The sequence below is a fragment of the Exiguobacterium sp. EA-TM-5 genome (assembly GCF_053878415.1).
Genome location: NZ_CM132670.1, coordinates 2751292 through 2769702, shown reverse-complemented (window position 1 = coordinate 2769702; position 18411 = coordinate 2751292). Strand labels below are relative to the sequence as shown.

Here is an 18411-nt window from a genome sequence, read left to right as displayed (position 1 = left end):
GGGCTCGATTCAGAGTGGAAGAAAAAGAACAGAATCAAAACCTCCAACAAGATGAAAACGTGACAGAGCCGACTGACACAGTCGAAGTCACAGAAGAAGAAGTCATTCAGGCGGATCTCGTCGAAGACGAGAAGCCAAACTTCGAAGCACAACTCGCAGAAGCAAAAGCTTCAGAGTTACGCCTCCGTGCAGATTTTGAGAACTTCAAACGTCGCAACCGCGTCGAAGCGGAGAACCGTGCGAAGTATTCCTCACAAGCGATCGTCGAAAAGCTATTGCCGCTCGTCGATAACTTAGACCGCGCACTTCAAATCGAGACAGAAAACGATGAGACGAAATCCGTCTTAGCTGGCGTTGAAATGGTAAAACGTCAACTCGTTGAAACACTTCAAAACGAAGGTGTCGTTGAGATTTCTGCCGTCGGAGAAGCGTTTGATCCGAACCTGCACCAAGCAGTCGTTCAAGAAGCAAGTGAAGAACACGAATCAGGTATCGTCACTGCTGAATTCCAAAAAGGGTACAAATTGCACGATCGTGTAATTCGTCCAAGTATGGTTAAAGTAGCTGAGTAATCAGCAAGTATGCACTTAAATATTCCAATCATTGAAAGCGAGGAAATAAATCATGGCAAAAATCATTGGTATTGACTTAGGTACAACGAACTCATGTGTTGCAGTAATGGAAGGTGGCGAACCTGTCGTCATCGCTAACGCAGAAGGAAACCGTACGACACCATCTGTCGTCGCGTTCAAAAATGGCGAGCGTCAAGTAGGGGAAGTTGCAAAACGTCAAGCAATCACAAACCCGAACACGATCATGTCGATCAAACGTCATATGGGTACAGACTATAAAGTAGAAGTCGAAGGCAAAGACTACACGCCACAAGAAGTCTCTGCGATCATCCTTCAAAAATTAAAAGCACAAGCGGAAGACTACCTCGGTGAAAAAGTCACAGAAGCTGTCATCACAGTACCAGCTTACTTCAACGATGCAGAACGCCAAGCGACTAAAGACGCTGGTACGATTGCTGGTCTTGATGTAAAACGGATCATCAACGAGCCTACAGCGGCAGCACTTGCATACGGTCTCGAAAAAGGCGAAGATCACACAATCCTCATCTATGACCTTGGTGGCGGTACGTTCGACGTATCGATCCTCGAACTTGGTGACGGAGTCTTTGAAGTTGTTTCAACTGCTGGTGACAGCCGTCTTGGTGGAGATGATTTCGACCAAAAAATCATCGATCATCTCGTTGCAGAATTCAAAAAAGAAAACGGCATCGATCTTGCTCAAGACAAAATGGCGCTTCAACGTTTGAAAGATGCAGCTGAAAAAGCGAAAAAAGACCTTTCAGGTGTTTCTTCAACACAAATCAGCCTTCCGTTCATCACAGCTGGTGCATCAGGTCCACTTCACTTGGAAATGACACTTTCACGTGCGAAATTCGATGATCTCACAGCAGATCTCGTTGAACGTACGATGGAACCAACACGCCGTGCTATGAACGATGCAGGTCTGACACCAGACAAAATCGATAAAATCATCCTCGTTGGTGGTTCAACTCGTATTCCTGCAGTTCAAAAAGCAATCCAAGACTTCACTGGCAAAGAATCGTTCAAAGGGGTTAACCCGGATGAAGTCGTTGCCCTCGGTGCAGCGGTTCAAGGTGGCGTATTGACAGGGGATGTTAAAGACGTCGTTCTTCTCGACGTAACTCCACTTTCACTCGGTATCGAGACAATGGGTGGCGTGATGACGAAATTGATCGACCGTAACACGACGATCCCAACTTCAAAATCACAAGTCTTCTCAACTGCAGCAGACAGCCAACCAGCTGTTGATATCCACGTCCTCCAAGGGGAACGTCCGATGGCAGCAGATAACAAAACGCTCGGTCGCTTCCAATTGACGGACATTCCACCAGCACCACGTGGCGTGCCACAAATCGAAGTTAAATTCGACATCGATGCGAACGGTATCGTTAACGTTTCTGCAAAAGATCTCGGAACAAACAAAGAACAGTCAATCACGATCCAATCATCAAGCGGTTTGACTGAAGCGGACATCGAGCAAATGGTCAAAGATGCAGAAGCTAACGCAGATGCAGACAACAAGCGTAAAGAAGAAGTTGAATTACGCAACGAAGCAGACCAACTCGTCTTCGCAACAGACAAAGCGATCAAAGATCTTGGTGAGCAAGTCGCTGATGCTGATAAAGAAAAAGCAGAAGCAGCAAAAGAAAAAGTAACAAAAGCTCTCGAAGGAACAGACATCGAAGCAATCCGTGCTGCAAAAGACGAATTGTCGACAGTCGTTCAAGAGTTGACACAAAAAGTCTACGAGAACATGGCACAGCAACAAGCCGGCGCTGAAGGCGCACAAGCTGGTGGACAAGACGACAACGTCATGGACGCAGAGTTCGAAGAAGTCGACGAAAAAGACAACAAGTAATTCATCCGACCGATTTTTCGGGCGCTAGAGAGAGCCAAAGCGTATCCGCGCTTTGGCTCTTTCCATGTCGCACGAAGTTCGGTAAAATCAAACAGTATGAAATGAATCGGAATAGAGAGAGGAAGACTGCACGTGGAAAAACGCGATTATTATGAAGTACTAGGCGTCGCGCGCGATGCCTCATCAGCGGAAATCAAACGCGCGTACCGTAAGCTTGCTCGGACGTACCACCCGGACGTCAATAAGGAAGCAGATGCGGATGCGAAATTTAAGGAACTATCGGAAGCGTATGAAGTGTTATCCGATGACAATAAACGAGCACGTTACGACCAATTCGGTCACCAAGATCCATCACAAGGTGGCGGTGGATTCAGTGGAGCTGAAGGATTCGGAGACATCTTCGACATGTTCTTCGGTGGCGGACGTCGTCAAGATCCAAATGCCCCACGTAAAGGGCAGGATTTACAATATGTCGAAGAAATCGACTTCATGGAATCGGTCACAGGTGTCGAGAAGACAATCACGATCCCAGTCGAAGAAGATTGCGGCACATGTCACGGTTCGGGTGCTAAACCAGGAACACATCCGGAAACATGTAAACGATGCGGTGGTTCGGGGCATATCAACGTCGAACAAAACACAATGTTCGGTCGTGTTGTCAACCAAACAACGTGTTCGACATGTCATGGCCGTGGACAAATCGTCAAGGAGCCATGTGAAACATGTCGTGGAGCCGGTCGCGTCCGTAAAAACAAAGATGTCCGTGTCAAAATTCCAGCAGGGATCGACAATGGGCAACAAATCCGCTTAGCAGGTAAAGGGGAAGCCGGCGTCAACGGTGGACCAGCAGGTGACCTGTATGTCGTCGTCCGTGTCGCAGCACACGAACTGTTCGAACGCGTCGACGATCATATCGTCATGGATATGCCACTTACATTCGCGCAAGCAACACTCGGTGATGAGATTGAAGTGCCGACCGTTCACGGTAAGGTCAGCTTGAAGATTCCAGCCGGAACACAGACAGGTTCACGATTCCGTCTCCGCGGAAAAGGGATGCCGAATGTCCGGTCCGGTCATCATGGCGATCAATACGTCAACGTCGTTGTCATCACGCCGAAGAACCTGACGGAACGTCAAAAAGAACTACTACGCGAATTCAATGAAATTAGCGATGAAAAAGGTGTCGAAGAGCAACACGAAGGTGTCTTCAGCCGAATCAAGACATTCTTCACAGGGTGATCACTACAGAGGAGCGTGACAAGAAATGAAATGGTCAGAGATCTGTGTCCATACGACACAAGAAGCCATCGAAGCAGTTTCGAACATCTTACATGAAGCGGGAGCAAGCGGAGTCGTCATCGAGGACGTCGAAGATTTCGAGATGATGTCCCACCGCGAGGATAACTTCGGTGAAATTTGGGATGAGACGAAACGAGACGAGTATCCGACACAAGGTGTACTCGTGAAGGCGTATCTTGCAGAAAGCAGCGATTTGACGGACACAATCAAAGGCATCGAACATGACATCCAACAGTTGACGAACTTCGGTCTGTCGATTGGCACGGGTGCTGTCACGCTGACTCAAGTAGATGAAGAAGACTGGGCACACTCGTGGAAACAATTTTATAAGCCAGTCAAGATCAGCCGCCATTTGACGGTCGTTCCGATGTGGGAAGACTACACACCACAACCGGATGAAAAGATCATCGAACTCGATCCAGGCATGGCGTTCGGAACAGGAACACACCCGACGACGGTGCTCTGTATTCAAGCGATTGAAAACTACTTGCAAGAGCAAGACCGTGTCGTCGATGTCGGAACGGGATCAGGTGTCTTAGCAATCGCTGCAGCGAAGCTAGGCGCAAAAGATGTCTTTGCACTCGATTTAGACGAAGTCGCTGTCAAATCAGCGACGGAAAACGTCGCCTTGAATAAAGTCAGTGAGCAAATCACGGTCCGTCAAGGAGACTTGATGAAGGAATTGAGTGAACCCGTCGAGTTGATCGTCGCAAACATCTTAGCGGAAGTCATTCTCCTCTTCGTTAAGGATGCCTATACATTGACGTTACCAGGTGGACATTTCATCGCTTCCGGTATCATCAGTCAGAAGAAAGATATGGTCGTCCAAGCAATGCAAGAAGCAGGCTTTACGATCGTCGAGACGACGAAGCTTGAAGACTGGGTCGCGATCATCGCAAAACGGGAGGCGTAAACGCATGCAACGGTATTTCGTCGAGCCCTCGGTGCGTCAGGGAGATGTCTTTCATCTCCCAAAAGACGACGCACATCATATGAAAAACGTCATGCGGATGGAAGTCGGCGGAGAGATTCTCGTGCTTGATGGAACAGGTCTTTACCGGTGCCGCCTTGAAGCACTCGATAAACAGGCGGCTTCTGCCCGGATCGAAGAGACTCTACCGATCGAGACGGAGCTACCGATTCGTGTGACGATTGCCCATGGATTACCAAAAGGCGATAAAATCGAACTCGTTGCGCAAAAAGCAACAGAACTCGGAATCCATCATTTGCGGATTTTCGAAGCTGATCGTTCCGTCTCGAAATGGGATCAGAAGAAGGTTCCGAAAAAGATTGAACGACTCGAAAAAATCGTCAAGGAAGCAGCGGAACAATCGTACCGTGCCCACTTGCCGACGGTCGACTTCGTGACGTATGATGAAGTCTTACAGGATGCATCGAACTACACGGCTTGTCTGGTTGCCTATGAAGAATCAGCGAAACAAGGGGAGGCTTCTGTTCTCGCTACGACGCTTGCTAGGCTACAAGAAGGAGATTCTCTTCTTGTTGTCATCGGACCTGAAGGTGGGTTCGCGGAAGCAGAAATCGCACGTTTAGCGGAAGCTGGTTTTAAACAAGCCGCTCTAGGGCGCCGCATCTTACGGACGGAAACGGCACCATTTTATGTCCTTTCCGCCGTCTCGTATCATTTTGAATTGAAAGGGTGAACGAAATGGCAACTGTTGCCTTTCAAACGCTTGGCTGTAAAGTCAACCACTACGAAACAGAAGCTGTCTGGCAACTGTTCAAGGACGCTGGCTACGCACGCGTTGATTTTGCAGATCATGCGGACGTTTATGTCGTCAATACATGTACGGTTACGAATACCGGAGATAAGAAAAGTCGTCAAGTCATCCGACGGGCGATTCGCCAAAATCCGGATAGTGTCATCTGCGTAACGGGCTGTTATGCCCAAACATCTCCTGCTGAAATCATGGCGATTCCTGGCGTCGATGTCGTCGTCGGAACTCAAGATCGGCATAAAATGATTGGATACATCGAACAATTCCGTGAAGAACGCATGCCAATCAATGCGGTCGGAAACATCATGAAAGCAAAAGTCTATGAAGAATTGGATGTACCGGCCTTTACGGACCGGACACGAGCTTCTCTGAAAATTCAAGAAGGTTGTAACAATTTCTGTACATTCTGTATCATTCCATGGGCGCGTGGTCTCATGCGCTCTCGTCAACCAGAAGATGTCTTGAAGCAAGCACAACAGCTCGTTGATGCGGGTTATAAAGAAATCGTCTTAACGGGAATCCATACAGGTGGATACGGAGAGGACTTGAAAGACTACAACTTAGCGAAATTACTGAAAGCACTTGAATCTGTCAATGGACTCGAACGTTTGCGGATTTCGTCGATCGAAGCGAGTCAAATCACGGATGAGGTCCTCGATGTCTTGAAGGATTCACCGATCGTCGTTCGTCACTTGCACGTTCCGATTCAGTCCGCATCTGATACGGTCCTGCGCCGGATGCGCCGGAAGTATACGATGGCGGAGTTCGGAGAACGGATTACGCGTCTGAAAGAAGTCCTACCTGACTGTGCGATCACGTCAGATGTCATCGTCGGTTTCCCAGGTGAAACGGAAGAAGAGTTCATGGAAACGTTCAACTTCATCAACGATCATAAGTTCAGTGAGTTGCATGTTTTCCCGTACTCGAAACGAACAGGGACACCAGCTGCGATGATGGACGATCAAGTCGAGGAATCAATCAAGGAAGAGCGCGTCGCGCGTTTGATTGCCTTATCGGATCAACTCGCGAAGGAATATGCCTCGAAATACGAAGGGGAACTGCTTGAAATCATTCCGGAAGAATTTTCGGAAGAAGCAGGCGGTCGTCTTGTCGGTTACACAGATAACTATCTGCGTGTCGCAATCGAAGGCGATGAGTCGATGATTGGGCAACTCGTTCGTGTTAAAATCACGAAAGCGGGCTATCCGATGAACGATGGTCAATTCGTTCGAATCATGCAGACATTAAAAGACGCTGCAGTCTAATCGAAAGGGCAAAGGGAACCTCTGGTTTTCTTTGCCACTTTTTTTGTTTTCATTTCAGGAATGCGCTACACTGAATACAGTTCAATTAAGGAAAGAGGATATCATTCATGCGAATCAACAAATTCATTAGCGAGACAGGCTTTTGCTCAAGGCGTGCTGCCGATAAACTGGTCGATGCAGGTCGTGTGACGATCAACGGTCTGAAAGCAGAACTCGGCTCGCAAGCTGAAGAAACGGACGTCGTTGAAATTGATGGTCAGCCGCTCCAGACAAAACCAAAGCCCGTCTACATCGTCTTAAATAAACCAGTCGGCATCACGTGTACGACGGAGCTTGATATTGAAGGAAATATCATCGATTTCGTCAATCATCCGAAGCGGATTTTCCCGATTGGTCGTCTCGATAAAGATTCAGACGGCTTGATTCTTTTGACGAACGATGGTGATGTCGTTAACCGGATCTTACGAGCAGAAAACAATCACGATAAAGAATATATCGTAACCGTCGATGCACCGATTACGGATACGTTCATTCAAGGCATGGCGAGTGGTGTTGACATTCTCGGTACGACAACGAAGGAGTGTATTGTTGAGCCGCTAGAAACACGGACGTTCCGGATCATCTTGACGCAAGGATTGAATCGTCAGATTCGCCGTATGTGTAAAGAGTTCGGCTACCGGGTCAAGCGTCTCCAACGCGTCCGGATCATGAACATCGAGCTTGGCGATTTACCGATCGGTTCTTGGCGTGATTTGACGGAAGAGGAACTACGCGAATTGTTTACGACGCTTGACGGGCAATAAGGTTCAATGAAAGTCGCCACTCGGCGGCTTTCTTCTTACATAAGGGGGATGACCGTGGATAAACGGGGAATGAGTGCGACATTCGTCGCCTACGTGATTGGTGGACTGTTGCCGATCTACAAAGTATTTGCTGCTGGTATTCCAGCATGGACGGTCGTTTCAATCCGGATTTTAAGTGCGTTCATTTTCGTGACGCTGTTACTACGACTGACGAAGAAGTTTCGATTTGTTCGTCAACTGTGGCAAAACAAACGCCAACGTTATACCGTGCTTGCGGCAGGACTTGTATTAGGTGGGAACTGGTCGCTCTATTTATATGCCATCGGGGAAGGCTATATCGTTGAGTCGTCACTCGGGTATTATATCAATCCGCTCGTCAGTGTCTTGTTCGGCTTGATCTTTTTTAAGGAGCGTCTGACGCGTCCGCAAATCATCGCGATTTTATCAGCGGTAATCGGTGTGATGATTTTAACGCTCGGTTACGGACAATTTCCGATCATCGCCTTTTCGCTCGCCATTTCGTTTGCGTTTTACGGTGTACTGAAAAAAAAGGCGGCAGCGGAACCATTATCTGGACTATTTTTAGAGACGCTCGTCACGCTACCATTCGCTCTCTTGACGCTTGGTGTGACAGATAGTCAACCGCTAACGATTCCAACGAGTGCGTTACTTGCGATCATCATGCTCGGAATCGCAACAGCAGTCCAATTAATGTTATTCGGATACGGGATGCCGAAAATCCCGTTCGTCTATGTCGGAATTCTACAGTACATTGCACCGACGTTAACGCTACTCCTTGGAATTTATCTATTTAATGACGTCTTCACGACGATTCACTTCATCGCCTTCCTGTTCATCTGGATTGCTGTTGCTTTATTTACAATCAGCGGTTTATCGGCAGGGAAGATGCGGATGAAGAAAGTGTCATAACGAAAGAAGGGATTACGTGAATCTACCGGGATTTTTTGCGACACTTGTCGCGTATATCATTTGGGGACTCTTACCGCTCTACTGGAAGATGCTCGCTAACGTACCGAGTGAAGAGATACTGGCACACCGGATTATCTGGTCATTTTTATTTTTGCTCATCTTATTATCATTTCAAAAAGCGCTTGGAAAGTGGAAGACGGCACTGCGCGATCCGTTCACGCGTCGACTCTTTTTCTTAAACGGACTGATCATCAGTCTGAATTGGTTCATTTACATTTGGGCCGTCAATCATCAATTCATTGTCGAAGCATCACTTGGCTACTATATCAATCCACTTGTTAGTATCGTTTTTGGTGTCTTCTTCTTTCATGAAAAACTCTCGCGGATTGAATGGCTATCGATTGTCCTTGCGACAATTGGTGTTCTAATTTTAACGATTGGCTACGGCGAATTTCCATGGATCTCAATTGCGCTTGCCTTAAGCTTCGGTTTTTACGGCGTCGTCAAAAAGCGTCGTCCGCTCGAATCAACGGTCAGTTTGACGCTTGAGACGATGGCGCCGCTTCCGCTTGCCTTGATTTTCCTTAGTTATTGGCAAGTACAGGGAACGTCCTCGATGACCGAATCGATCGGAACGACGACTGGACTGATTTTGACCGGTATCGTAACGGCGGTGCCGTTGCTTTTATTCGGATTTGGGGCACAGCGGATTCCATTCACATGGGTTGGATTCCTACAATTCGTCGCACCGACTTTATCGCTTGGGCTCGGCGTATTGCTTTATCACGAACCCTTTACTAAAACACACATGGTGGCGTTTACATGTATTTGGACAGCTGCGATTGTCTTTACGCTCAATGGTGTCTGGATTCGGAAAAAACAGCTTCGAAAAGTCGCGTAAAAAGATAGAAGTCTGACCTCTTGCGTGATAGAATAAAAACAGAGTCTAAGGGGATACCCTTAAGGAGGACAACAAACATGAATTTAGCAGGAATGATCGACCACACGGCACTAAAGCCAGAAACATCACGTGCTCAGATCGAAACACTCTGTAAAGAAGCATTAGAATACAAATTTGCAAGCGTCTGTGTTAACCCAACATACGTCGCGTTAGCAGCAGAACTCTTAAAATCAGATGATGATGTCAAAGTATGTACAGTCATCGGATTCCCGCTTGGCGCAAACACGCCAGAAGTGAAAGCATTCGAAACAAAGGATGCGATTCAAAACGGTGCAACAGAAATCGATATGGTTTTGAATATCGGCGCATTAAAAGATGGCGATCTTGAGTTAGTTGAGCGTGACATTCGTGCGGTTGTCGAAGCGGCAAACGGTACACTCGTTAAAGTCATCTTCGAAAACTGCCTTCTTACAAAAGAAGAAATCAAAACAGCTGCTGAACTTTCAGTTAAAGCAGGTGCTAACTTCGTGAAGACATCGACTGGTTTCTCAACTGGTGGTGCAACAGTTGAAGACATCCGTCTCATGCGTGAGACAGTCGGTCCTGACATCGGCGTTAAAGCATCTGGTGGTGTTCGCGACTTCGAAGGTGCAAAAGCAATGATCGATGCAGGTGCATCACGCATTGGTGCATCAGCAGGAATCGCAATCGTTACAGGCGGTACGTCTGATAGCGACTACTAAGAATATCTGACATGTCCCTCTTTTTTAGAGGGGCATGTTTTTTTATGGGATTATTCTGAATTTAAATTTTGTATTAAGAAGTCAGACATCGCTTCCGATAATCAGATGTAGAATGTCGGAAGGGTGTGGAATAGATGAAACGATGGAGTGGAATCATATTGGCATCGACACTTAGCCTTGCAGGGTGTGGTAGTGTCATTGATGAGCCAGAACGGGCAGTCAAGGAACGAAAGGAAATGGCGGTTGTCTTGTCTGACGTTGGTCTTGGGGATCAATCGTTCAGTGATGCGGCAATGAGTGGTATGGCGTTATTACGCGAGAAGGAAGGTTGGTCGATCGATTATCGAGAATTGAATGAAACGAAGACCTATAAAGCAGCATTTGAAGCGTTAGCAAAGAAGAAGCCGACCGTGATCGTCGGGCTTGGATTCATGGGACAAACGGATCTTGAAACGGTTGCAAAAAAATATCCGAAGCAACAATTTGCCTTGATTGATGCTGTTTCAACGTTACCGAACGTCCTTTCGGTAACGTTCAAAGAAGATGAAGGAAGTTATTTAGCCGGTGCTGCTGCAGGGATTCAAACGAAGACGAATACGATTGGTTTCGTCGGTGGAATGAAGTCACCTCTAATCGAAAAATTCGAAAAAGGATACATAGCTGGCGCTAAAGCCGTCAATCCGAAAACAAAAGTACTCGTCGAATATGCAGAAGACTTTGCAGCACCTGAAAAGGGACGGACGATTGCGAATGAGATGATGCAGAAAAAGGCAGATGTATTGTTCGCTGCAGCGGGGTTGACAGGCAGCGGAGTTCTTGAGGCAGCACAAACAAAAGGGAAAAAAGCGATTGGTGTTGACAGCGATCAGACACCGATTGCGCCTGACGCTGTCATGACATCGATGCTAAAACAAGTTGATCTTGCTATTACGAAAATTGGACAAGATGTGGCTTCGAAAGGGCTACAAGCAGGACAAGTCGTCCTTGGCGTCAAAGAAGGAGCGATTCAATTAGCTCCGATTCGAAACACGAACTTTACGGACGAAGAACTAAAAAAATTAGAGCAGCTGCAGCAAGATGTGCTCGAAGGTAAGGTGACGATCCAATGACGTTACGGAAACGATTTTTACTTTCAACGTTAGTGACGATTTTGAGTGTCGTCATCTTGATGGGATGGACGTTATTCCAACTCCGTCAAATTCAGTCTTACAACGAAGACTACGGGAAACAGCTCGTTGAGATCTCAGAGCTTGAAACGAAGCTCTTATACGAACAGGCAGCATGGAATCGATTAGCCAGCCAACCGTCTGAGAGTCAATCGGAGCAGGTACAGGCACTGAGTAAAAAGAACGAACAGGCATTAAACGAGTTACAGAAGACGTATTTGATTCCGGCATTCCAAGAAGAGTTGAACCGAGCAGATATGAAATACAAGACGCTTGCGGCGAAACGAACGGAACTGACGGATGCGATGAATCCGATTGAGATTCGCTCGCACGCTGCACAGATTGAAGGGGTTCTCAGTGATCTATATACATTACACACGAAAAACGGAGAATTTTACGATGTCTTACAACGTGAAGCAAAAGACGAAACATTGAATCTAACACGAACCGTCCTCATTGCGACATTCGTCTTATTGGTTGGTCTCGCGCTGTATAACTGGTACTTCGCACGCAGTATCACGCGACCGATCAGCCGTGTCGTTCGAACTGCTGAGCAAATTTCAGACGGAGACTTGTCGCAAGAACTAGTTGTTTCTGGTCGAAAAGATGAGATTGGTCGACTTGAGACAGCTGTTGCACAAATGCAAGGAACGTTACACGAAGTCATCGGAACGATCAGTCGTTCGTCGAATACGATTCGTCAGATGAGTACGGAAGCGACGACAGAGAACGCGAATATCGTTGAAGTATCGGGTAACATGACACATGCAATCAACGAGATGGCAAGTGGGACACAAACAGTGTCGGATGACATCCAGACGACGGTCAGTACGATGTCTGATATGCAACAGCTCTTTGAAGAGAGTGAACAACGTGCTCAAACCGCTTATGCAGAAGGACAGGCAGCCGATCAAGTAATGGTTCAAAGTAGTTCCGTTATGGAACAACAGGCTGCATCATTACGGGCGTCTACTGAACAAAATCGCGAACTCGGTCAGAAACTGGAAGGTTTCTTAGAGCAGACGCAACAAATTGAGCAGATGGCGCAACTCGTCGCTGGAGTCTCCGCGCAGACGAATTTATTGTCACTTAATGCGGCGATCGAAGCGGCACGGGCTGGGGAAGCTGGTCGTGGATTTGCTGTCGTTGCGAGTGAAGTTAAAAAGTTAGCAGATGAGACACATGAAGCGACGCGTTCAATCTTCTCGCTTGTCCGTTCGATTCGCCAGGATGGTGCAATTTTACAAGAAGCACTCGTTCAAGCAGAGCGAGAACAGACGAATCAGGTTGAGAATTTTACGCACGTCCAGCAAGCTTTTGGTGAAACGCGTCAAAAAGTAGCGAGTGTGACGGAAACACTCGATTATGTAACAAAGCAACTTGTGCACTCGAAACAACAGGCACGTCATGTCGTTGGTCAAGTCAGTACAGTTAGTGGTGTCATGGAAGAACTCGCAGCTGGAAATGAAGAGGTTGCAGCTTCGATGCGTGATCAACAAGCATCTTTTGAGCAGATTCATCAATTGATGCAAGAACTTGAGTCGACGACGGCGTCGCTTGACGGTCAAACGCATCAATTCAAAATTTAATGAACACACAAAAAGTGCACTCCTTCTCGGGAAGAGAAGAAGTGCACTTTTTCTTGAATCGATTTAGAAGAAACTTTCTGGATCGAGCTCATTCGTCCGTCCGTTTGCATCATACTGATACCCACCATCATGGATTTCGAAATGCAAGTGCGGACCTGTCGAGTTACCGGTACTTCCAAGCACACCAATTTGTTGTCCTTGTTTGACTTGTTGTCCTTGTTTCACGTTCAAGGCATTCATATGTGCATACACAGTCGTATACGTTTTTCCGTCGATGTTATGAGAGATATAGACGTGGTTGCCGTAAGGTCCACCTGAACTTGCTAAAATAACTGTCCCGCTCGCTGAAGCAACGATTGGCGAATTGAGTGGTCCAGCAAAGTCCGTTCCGTTATGATACGCGTAACCATTACTTCCGCTTGCTGCACCCATTCCTTGAGAGACGGAGCCTTGAGCAGGTTTGATGAACTTACCTTTTGCTTTTGAGATGACTTTTGTACTGGCTTTACTAACAGATGCTGGCGCTGCCGATTGTTTGGCAGCTTTTGCGGCTGCTGCCTTTTCTGCTGCTGCGGCACGTGCTGCAGCTTTTTCTGCTTCTTCCTGTGCCTTCAGTTGGGCCGATGCCTCTTTCAGGCTGAGGATGTTAGATTCGATTTTTTTCTTTTGCGATGTCAGACGTTTCAATAGCGATGTTCGTTTTTGTTTTTCTTCTTTGAGTTCACGTTGTTTCTTTTTTAAAACATTACGATCTTCAATCAAGTCTTGACGTGTCTGTTTCAATTCTTCTTTCGCAGCTGCCAGTTCTTTTTTGTTTGATTCGTAATCTTTTAATAAAGAAGCATCGCTTTCCGCAATCGTATTGAAGGCATTGAAGCGGCTGATCATATCACCAACATCTTTTGCTCCGAACACGGCTTCGAGTAGGGGAGCGTTATCGGCTTTAGACTGACGAACGGCCAGACGATCACCGAGCATTTTTTCTTGTTTCTTGATTTTCTTTTGTAACTTCTCGATTTTATCTTCGAGACGAGCAATTTGTTTTGTGTTTTCGTCGATCTTCTTTTGATTCTCCACGACTTGTAATGTCAGTCCATTGATTTGTTGATCGAGTGCATACACTTGTTGCTGTGCTTTAGATAATTGATTATTTTTTTGAGACAACGCGTCACGTTGTTTCGATTGTTGTTGTTGGTTTTGTTGTTGCTTCTCTTTATATGAACTTGCCGCATCGACGGGAGTCGTCGTCATGAGCGGACTGGCGAGTAAAGTAAGTGTCATGAGTGATAGCCCAAGTGACTTTCCGAAAGGTCGTTTCATAAAGTAAGCGTCATTCCTTTCCCTTGTGAAGTGTTACCTTTCCCACTCTAACAAGAAAACCGGAAATTCAACTTTACAATTCTTTTAAAAAAATGCAAGAGAAGCTAGCGGAAAGTATGAAGAATTTATGAAAATAATAATGAGAAAATAAAATCACATTTAAAAACCGTTGGTACATAAGGAAATTTAGAAGTAGAATTTATTAATTTCTGAATGATGTCAGGAGATATATTTTTGTAACATCATATAAAGAGAGTGTTTATAAATGTTTAAAAAAGGTACTAGAAAAGTTTTGTGAATGAAAATAATAATAGAGTGCCTAAATCAGGCACTCTTCATGTATCATTCTTCGTAAATCATCTTTCGTGTCATACCGCCGTCTAGGACGAGTGTTTCTCCCGTCAAGAAGTCGTTATCTGGATGCGTCAAATAAAGAGCGGCACGCGCGACATCACTTGGTTTTCCGACGCGACCGGCTGGATGTTGACTATGGTCTTCAGGTGACAGCTCTTGATAGTCACCGGTTTCGATCCATCCAGGTGCGATTGCGTTGACAAGAATACCATCTTCTCCGAGTGAGACAGCGAGTGCATGCGTCAATGCAAAAATGCCGCCTTTCGTCGAGGCGTAGGATTCCGTGTGGGGTTCTGACATGAAGGCACGGGTCGAAGCAAGGTTGACAATCCGACCACCAGTTTTACTTTGTTTCAAATAGGGGGTTGCTGCTTTCGTCGTCAGGAAAATACTGCGCAGATTCGTATGATGAACCCGATCCCATTCTTCAAGCGATAGTTCGAGTAATGGTTTTCGAATCATGATGCCGGCATTGTTGATGACGATATCAATGCGACCAGTATGTTCAATCGCTTTTTCAATCAACAGTTGCACGTCTTTTTCGTGTTGGATATCGAGGTGATAGAAGTAGGCGGTGCCTCCATCTTCTTCAATTTGTTGAACTAGTTCGTCTCCGGTCATCTGATCGATATCGGCGAGAACGACGTTTGCGCCTTGAGCGGCATAGGTTCGTGCGAGTTCCGCACCAATCCCATTCGCAGCTCCGGTAATGATAACGGTTTGATTGACATGGTTCATAAAAATCATCCTTTCTGTAGCACTTCTCTCCCTTTTTTACCGTTCTGTCTTGTCCTGAAACCTGACAGGATTATCATCCGTAGGATCAGGGAAAGATAAAAGCGTTGAAGTTATTTTAGAATGGGGGATAATAAGCCATGAAATTTTCGAATCAACAATTAGAAAAACAAGAACATCAGTATGCTGAAGAAGCAAAGGATTATATCGATCGTCCGAAAAAGACGAATTCGTTGTTACAACGAGCAACTGCGAAGGTGAACGGTAACTCTCGTTTGTCCGTTGTCTTCTCTCCACTCACATTATTCGTCGATATGATTCGCGCGTATCAATCAGGTGAATACCGTAATATTCGTCGTACGACGATCTTAAAAATGATTGGTGCGCTCATTTATCTCGTATCACCGATTGACCTTGTACCTGATTTCGTACTCGGATTCGGATTTGCGGACGATATTGCTGTCATTCTTTTCGTCACAAAGACAGTTTTTGAAGAATTGACTCGTTTCAGCGACTGGCAAGATGAGCAACAAAAGCGTCGCACGCAACCATTACAAAGTGAAGATGCGTATTAATTTCGCATTTAAATAACAGTTAGAGCGGCTTCTAATATGAAGTCGCTCTTTTGTATGTAAAAAGAGCCGTTTCCTGTACGCCCTCTTGAAATTTCGATACACTAGAAATAGTTGGTAAAGAGAGAGGAGGGCGAAAGTGGGACATCACTGGATGGAATCATACGGATATATTGGGATCATGATGACACTCATGTTTCCTTTTATACCGAGCGAAGTACCACTGGCGTATGCAGGGTATCTTGTGCATACCGCACAAGCGAATCTCTTATTCATGTTGTTCCTCGCTGTGCTTAGCTTCGTTATTAGCCAAAACCTCTTCTTTACGATTGGTCAGTTCGGGAGTGAACGGTTATTGAATCGTTTGTTCAAATGGTTTCGGATTTCAGAAACAAAAATGCTTCAGTTTCAAACACAAATGGAGACGAAGGGACGCTATATTTTACTTCTGTCTCCGATGTGGCGGATCGGTTTTGCGATTGGAGCAGGTCTGACGGGTGTCTCGCGCTGGACCTTTACAGTCGTGACGACGATTTCCTTCTTTCTTTGGTCGGCGATCTTCATTTGGGGTGGGAAAGCCGTTGGTCATGAATGGCGAAAACTGCATCACCTCAATCATCCTGTATTCTGGATTGGACTAGGGGTGCTCATTACTGTAATCTACTTGATCCAGAAAAAAAGAAAAGCAAAAAAAGAGATGTAAAAGGAGTGGCAGCATGGCAATTATCTTATTCGATATTGACGGTACATTGATTGACTCAACGGAACAAATGACAGAAGCGATTCATCGGGCGATGGATGATATGCCGCATCTTCCAAAACCTTCGCAAGCAAGTGTACAAGCAAGCTATGGTCTTGCAGGAAGTGCCTTTTGGCGCAAAGCGATTCCAGAAGCTTCAGAAGAAGATATTCGTTTAATTCGAAAAAAGAGACATGGACATTTAGAAGAAACGATGGCTGAACAGAATGTCTTATTTGACGGAATTCGATCATTATTGCAAGCTCTTGTTTCAGCGGGACATACAGTCTCGACCGCAAGTAATTGTGGTAACCACTATCTAAACCTTGTACTTGATAGTCAGGAAATTCGCTCGTTCTTCACGAGTCCGAAATGTTTGGAGTCGGTCAATGGAAAAGAAAAAGCGGATATCTTACGCGCTCACCTGGAGGAGTTTGGAGAAGGATCTTACTGGATGATTGGGGATCGGTCTTCTGATGTTGAAGCGGCTCGTAAGGAGGATATGCCGGTCGTCTTGTGTCAATATGGTTTTGGTACGCAAGCCGAATGGGATTCGGCAGATTATGTCATTGAGACACCGCTCGAATTGTTATCGGTGATCGAAAAATAAATAAGTAAAAAGCCAAGCTAGACACGTTGTTTCTTCAGACGGTCGACTTGGCTTTTTAGTAGTTAAAATTAATCAAGATGCACTTACTCGAAATCGAGTCGGTATGGTTCTGGACTCATCCATGGACGGAACTTTCGAAAGAGTAAGTGGAACAATAAACAGAGAATGACAGGCAAGACGATAAAAAGACCTAGCACGAATGTCATATTAAACATGGTCCAGCCGCCTGACATCAGGTGTAACGCATTGATTGGGCCGATTAAACCGGACATTCCGAATCCGGCACTAAACGGTGTACCTTGAACACCGAGCATACCTGCTAGTGCACCGAGGATTGCAGCGCTACACATGACAGGAAGGATCATCAATGGGTTTCGGATGAAGTTCGCCATCTGGATTTTAGGAGAACCGAGAAAGTGAGCGATTGATGTTCCGCGTGAATTCGCTTGCCAACCGGCAATCGCAAGACCGAACCCGGCGGCACAGACACCTAGATTCGCAGCTCCGGCAGCAACTCCGGATAAACTGATCGCCGTTGCAATACCGACCGTCGAAAGTGGAGAGACGATGAGAACAGAAAAGGCGACGGCAATCAGAATGCCCATCAAGACGGGTTGAAGTGCCGTAAAGTCTGAGATGACATGTCCGATCGCTGCCGTGATCCGTGTAACGAACGGATACGTCAGGACACCGATTCCACCGGCACCGACAATCAAAATCGTTGGCATGACAAGGACCGTATACGTCTTGAAACGTTCACCAATCAATAAGACGATTGCTGTAGCAACAGCTGCCGTCAGTCCGGCATTAATGACGTCACCTGTACCGACGAAAACGAAGGTCGCATCTGCACGAGTCGCAACGCCTGATCCGACGACAGTCGCAAGGCCGATCGACGTGGTGGCAATCGGTGTCATTTTAAATTGCATCGCTACGGCAACGCCAATCACCATCGGTAAAAGTCGCATCGCGAGTGTTGTGGCATCTAAAACGTGTTGGGCACCGGAAATGTATGGCAACAATGCCTTAGCAAGCTCACCAAGTAATGCTCCTGGAATAAGGGCGACGAGAATTCCGATACTGAGTCCGTTTAAAACATGGACTGCAAATTGACGTGGATGACGCAAAATAGATGATTCCATACAAGTCCTCTCCTCATGTAACGCTTTTGTGCATAACAGTATAAAAGTTATGA

18 protein-coding genes are annotated in these 18411 nt (G+C 46.2%); 15 read left to right on the top strand and 3 right to left on the bottom strand.

The annotated features are described in order from the left end of the window. Positions 1-14 precede the first annotated feature (14 nt). The 12 genes from grpE to ACV3PA_RS14515 all read left to right on the top strand — a co-directional run bounded on the left by grpE (position 15) and on the right by ACV3PA_RS14515 (position 12886). Complete coding sequence (gene grpE, locus ACV3PA_RS14570; RefSeq protein WP_456125133.1) at positions 15-572, top strand: nucleotide exchange factor GrpE; 558 nt, start codon at positions 15-17, stop codon at positions 570-572. 52 nt (positions 573-624) lie between these two features. Beyond that, a complete protein-coding gene (gene dnaK, locus ACV3PA_RS14565) occupies positions 625-2451 on the top strand; it encodes a molecular chaperone DnaK (RefSeq protein ID WP_053452711.1) in 1827 nt (608 codons plus the stop codon). Between the two features lie 132 nt (positions 2452-2583). Continuing rightward, positions 2584-3690 carry a molecular chaperone DnaJ gene (gene dnaJ, locus ACV3PA_RS14560; protein WP_023467442.1) on the top strand — a complete coding sequence of 369 codons (1107 nt, stop codon included), beginning with the start codon at positions 2584-2586 and terminating at the stop codon, positions 3688-3690. Between the two features lie 25 nt (positions 3691-3715). Further along, positions 3716-4663, top strand: a complete 948-nt coding sequence (prmA, locus tag ACV3PA_RS14555; protein WP_053452712.1) for a 50S ribosomal protein L11 methyltransferase — start codon at positions 3716-3718, stop codon at positions 4661-4663. A 4-nt stretch (positions 4664-4667) separates the two neighbouring features. After that, on the top strand, positions 4668-5414 hold the full coding sequence (locus ACV3PA_RS14550) for a 16S rRNA (uracil(1498)-N(3))-methyltransferase (RefSeq protein ID WP_053452713.1): 747 nt from the start codon (positions 4668-4670) through the stop codon (positions 5412-5414). 5 nt (positions 5415-5419) lie between these two features. Further along, on the top strand, positions 5420-6754 hold the full coding sequence (gene mtaB, locus ACV3PA_RS14545; protein WP_023467445.1) for a tRNA (N(6)-L-threonylcarbamoyladenosine(37)-C(2))-methylthiotransferase MtaB: 1335 nt from the start codon (positions 5420-5422) through the stop codon (positions 6752-6754). A gap of 107 nt (positions 6755-6861) precedes the next feature. After that, positions 6862-7557, top strand: a complete 696-nt coding sequence (gene rluF / locus ACV3PA_RS14540; protein ID WP_456125132.1) for a 23S rRNA pseudouridine(2604) synthase RluF — start codon at positions 6862-6864, stop codon at positions 7555-7557. Between the two features lie 54 nt (positions 7558-7611). After that, a complete protein-coding gene (gene rarD / locus ACV3PA_RS14535; RefSeq protein WP_053452715.1) occupies positions 7612-8487 on the top strand; it encodes an EamA family transporter RarD in 876 nt (291 codons plus the stop codon). A 16-nt stretch (positions 8488-8503) separates the two neighbouring features. After that, positions 8504-9388, top strand: a complete 885-nt coding sequence (gene rarD, locus ACV3PA_RS14530; RefSeq protein ID WP_053452716.1) for an EamA family transporter RarD — start codon at positions 8504-8506, stop codon at positions 9386-9388. A gap of 77 nt (positions 9389-9465) precedes the next feature. Next, positions 9466-10131 (top strand): deoxyribose-phosphate aldolase, encoded by a 666-nt coding sequence (gene deoC / locus ACV3PA_RS14525; protein ID WP_023467449.1) that lies wholly within the window; start codon positions 9466-9468, stop codon positions 10129-10131. 134 nt (positions 10132-10265) lie between these two features. Then, positions 10266-11240: a BMP family lipoprotein gene (locus ACV3PA_RS14520; RefSeq protein WP_053452717.1), complete on the top strand. Its 975-nt coding sequence runs from the start codon at positions 10266-10268 to the stop codon at positions 11238-11240. After that, positions 11237-12886 (top strand): methyl-accepting chemotaxis protein, encoded by a 1650-nt coding sequence (locus ACV3PA_RS14515; protein ID WP_053452718.1) that lies wholly within the window; start codon positions 11237-11239, stop codon positions 12884-12886. Before ACV3PA_RS14520 ends, ACV3PA_RS14515 begins: the two co-directional genes overlap by 4 nt. 63 nt (positions 12887-12949) lie before the next feature. Here the strand turns inward: ACV3PA_RS14515 and ACV3PA_RS14510 are convergent, their stop codons facing one another. Both ACV3PA_RS14510 and ACV3PA_RS14505 read right to left on the bottom strand, forming a co-directional pair. Beyond that, positions 12950-14206 carry a murein hydrolase activator EnvC family protein gene (locus tag ACV3PA_RS14510; protein ID WP_456125131.1) on the bottom strand — a complete coding sequence of 419 codons (1257 nt, stop codon included), beginning with the start codon at positions 14204-14206 and terminating at the stop codon, positions 12950-12952. 342 nt (positions 14207-14548) lie between these two features. Further along, positions 14549-15298, bottom strand: a complete 750-nt coding sequence (locus ACV3PA_RS14505) for an SDR family NAD(P)-dependent oxidoreductase (RefSeq protein WP_053452720.1) — start codon at positions 15296-15298, stop codon at positions 14549-14551. 137 nt (positions 15299-15435) lie between these two features. Here ACV3PA_RS14505 and ACV3PA_RS14500 point away from each other — a divergent pair, with 137 nt between their 5' ends. From ACV3PA_RS14500 to ACV3PA_RS14490, 3 genes are all read left to right on the top strand, one after another. Continuing rightward, positions 15436-15870, top strand: coding sequence for a YkvA family protein (locus ACV3PA_RS14500; RefSeq protein ID WP_456125130.1), 435 nt, complete (start codon positions 15436-15438; stop codon positions 15868-15870). Positions 15871-16006: 136 nt separating this feature from the next. Continuing rightward, a complete protein-coding gene (locus ACV3PA_RS14495; RefSeq protein WP_235504838.1) occupies positions 16007-16570 on the top strand; it encodes a DedA family protein in 564 nt (187 codons plus the stop codon). A 13-nt stretch (positions 16571-16583) separates the two neighbouring features. Then, positions 16584-17216 carry an HAD family hydrolase gene (locus tag ACV3PA_RS14490; RefSeq protein ID WP_053452722.1) on the top strand — a complete coding sequence of 211 codons (633 nt, stop codon included), beginning with the start codon at positions 16584-16586 and terminating at the stop codon, positions 17214-17216. Positions 17217-17299: 83 nt separating this feature from the next. Here the strand turns inward: ACV3PA_RS14490 and ACV3PA_RS14485 are convergent, their stop codons facing one another. Then, positions 17300-18358, bottom strand: a complete 1059-nt coding sequence (locus ACV3PA_RS14485) for a PTS sugar transporter subunit IIC (protein ID WP_053452723.1) — start codon at positions 18356-18358, stop codon at positions 17300-17302. Positions 18359-18411 lie beyond the last annotated feature (53 nt).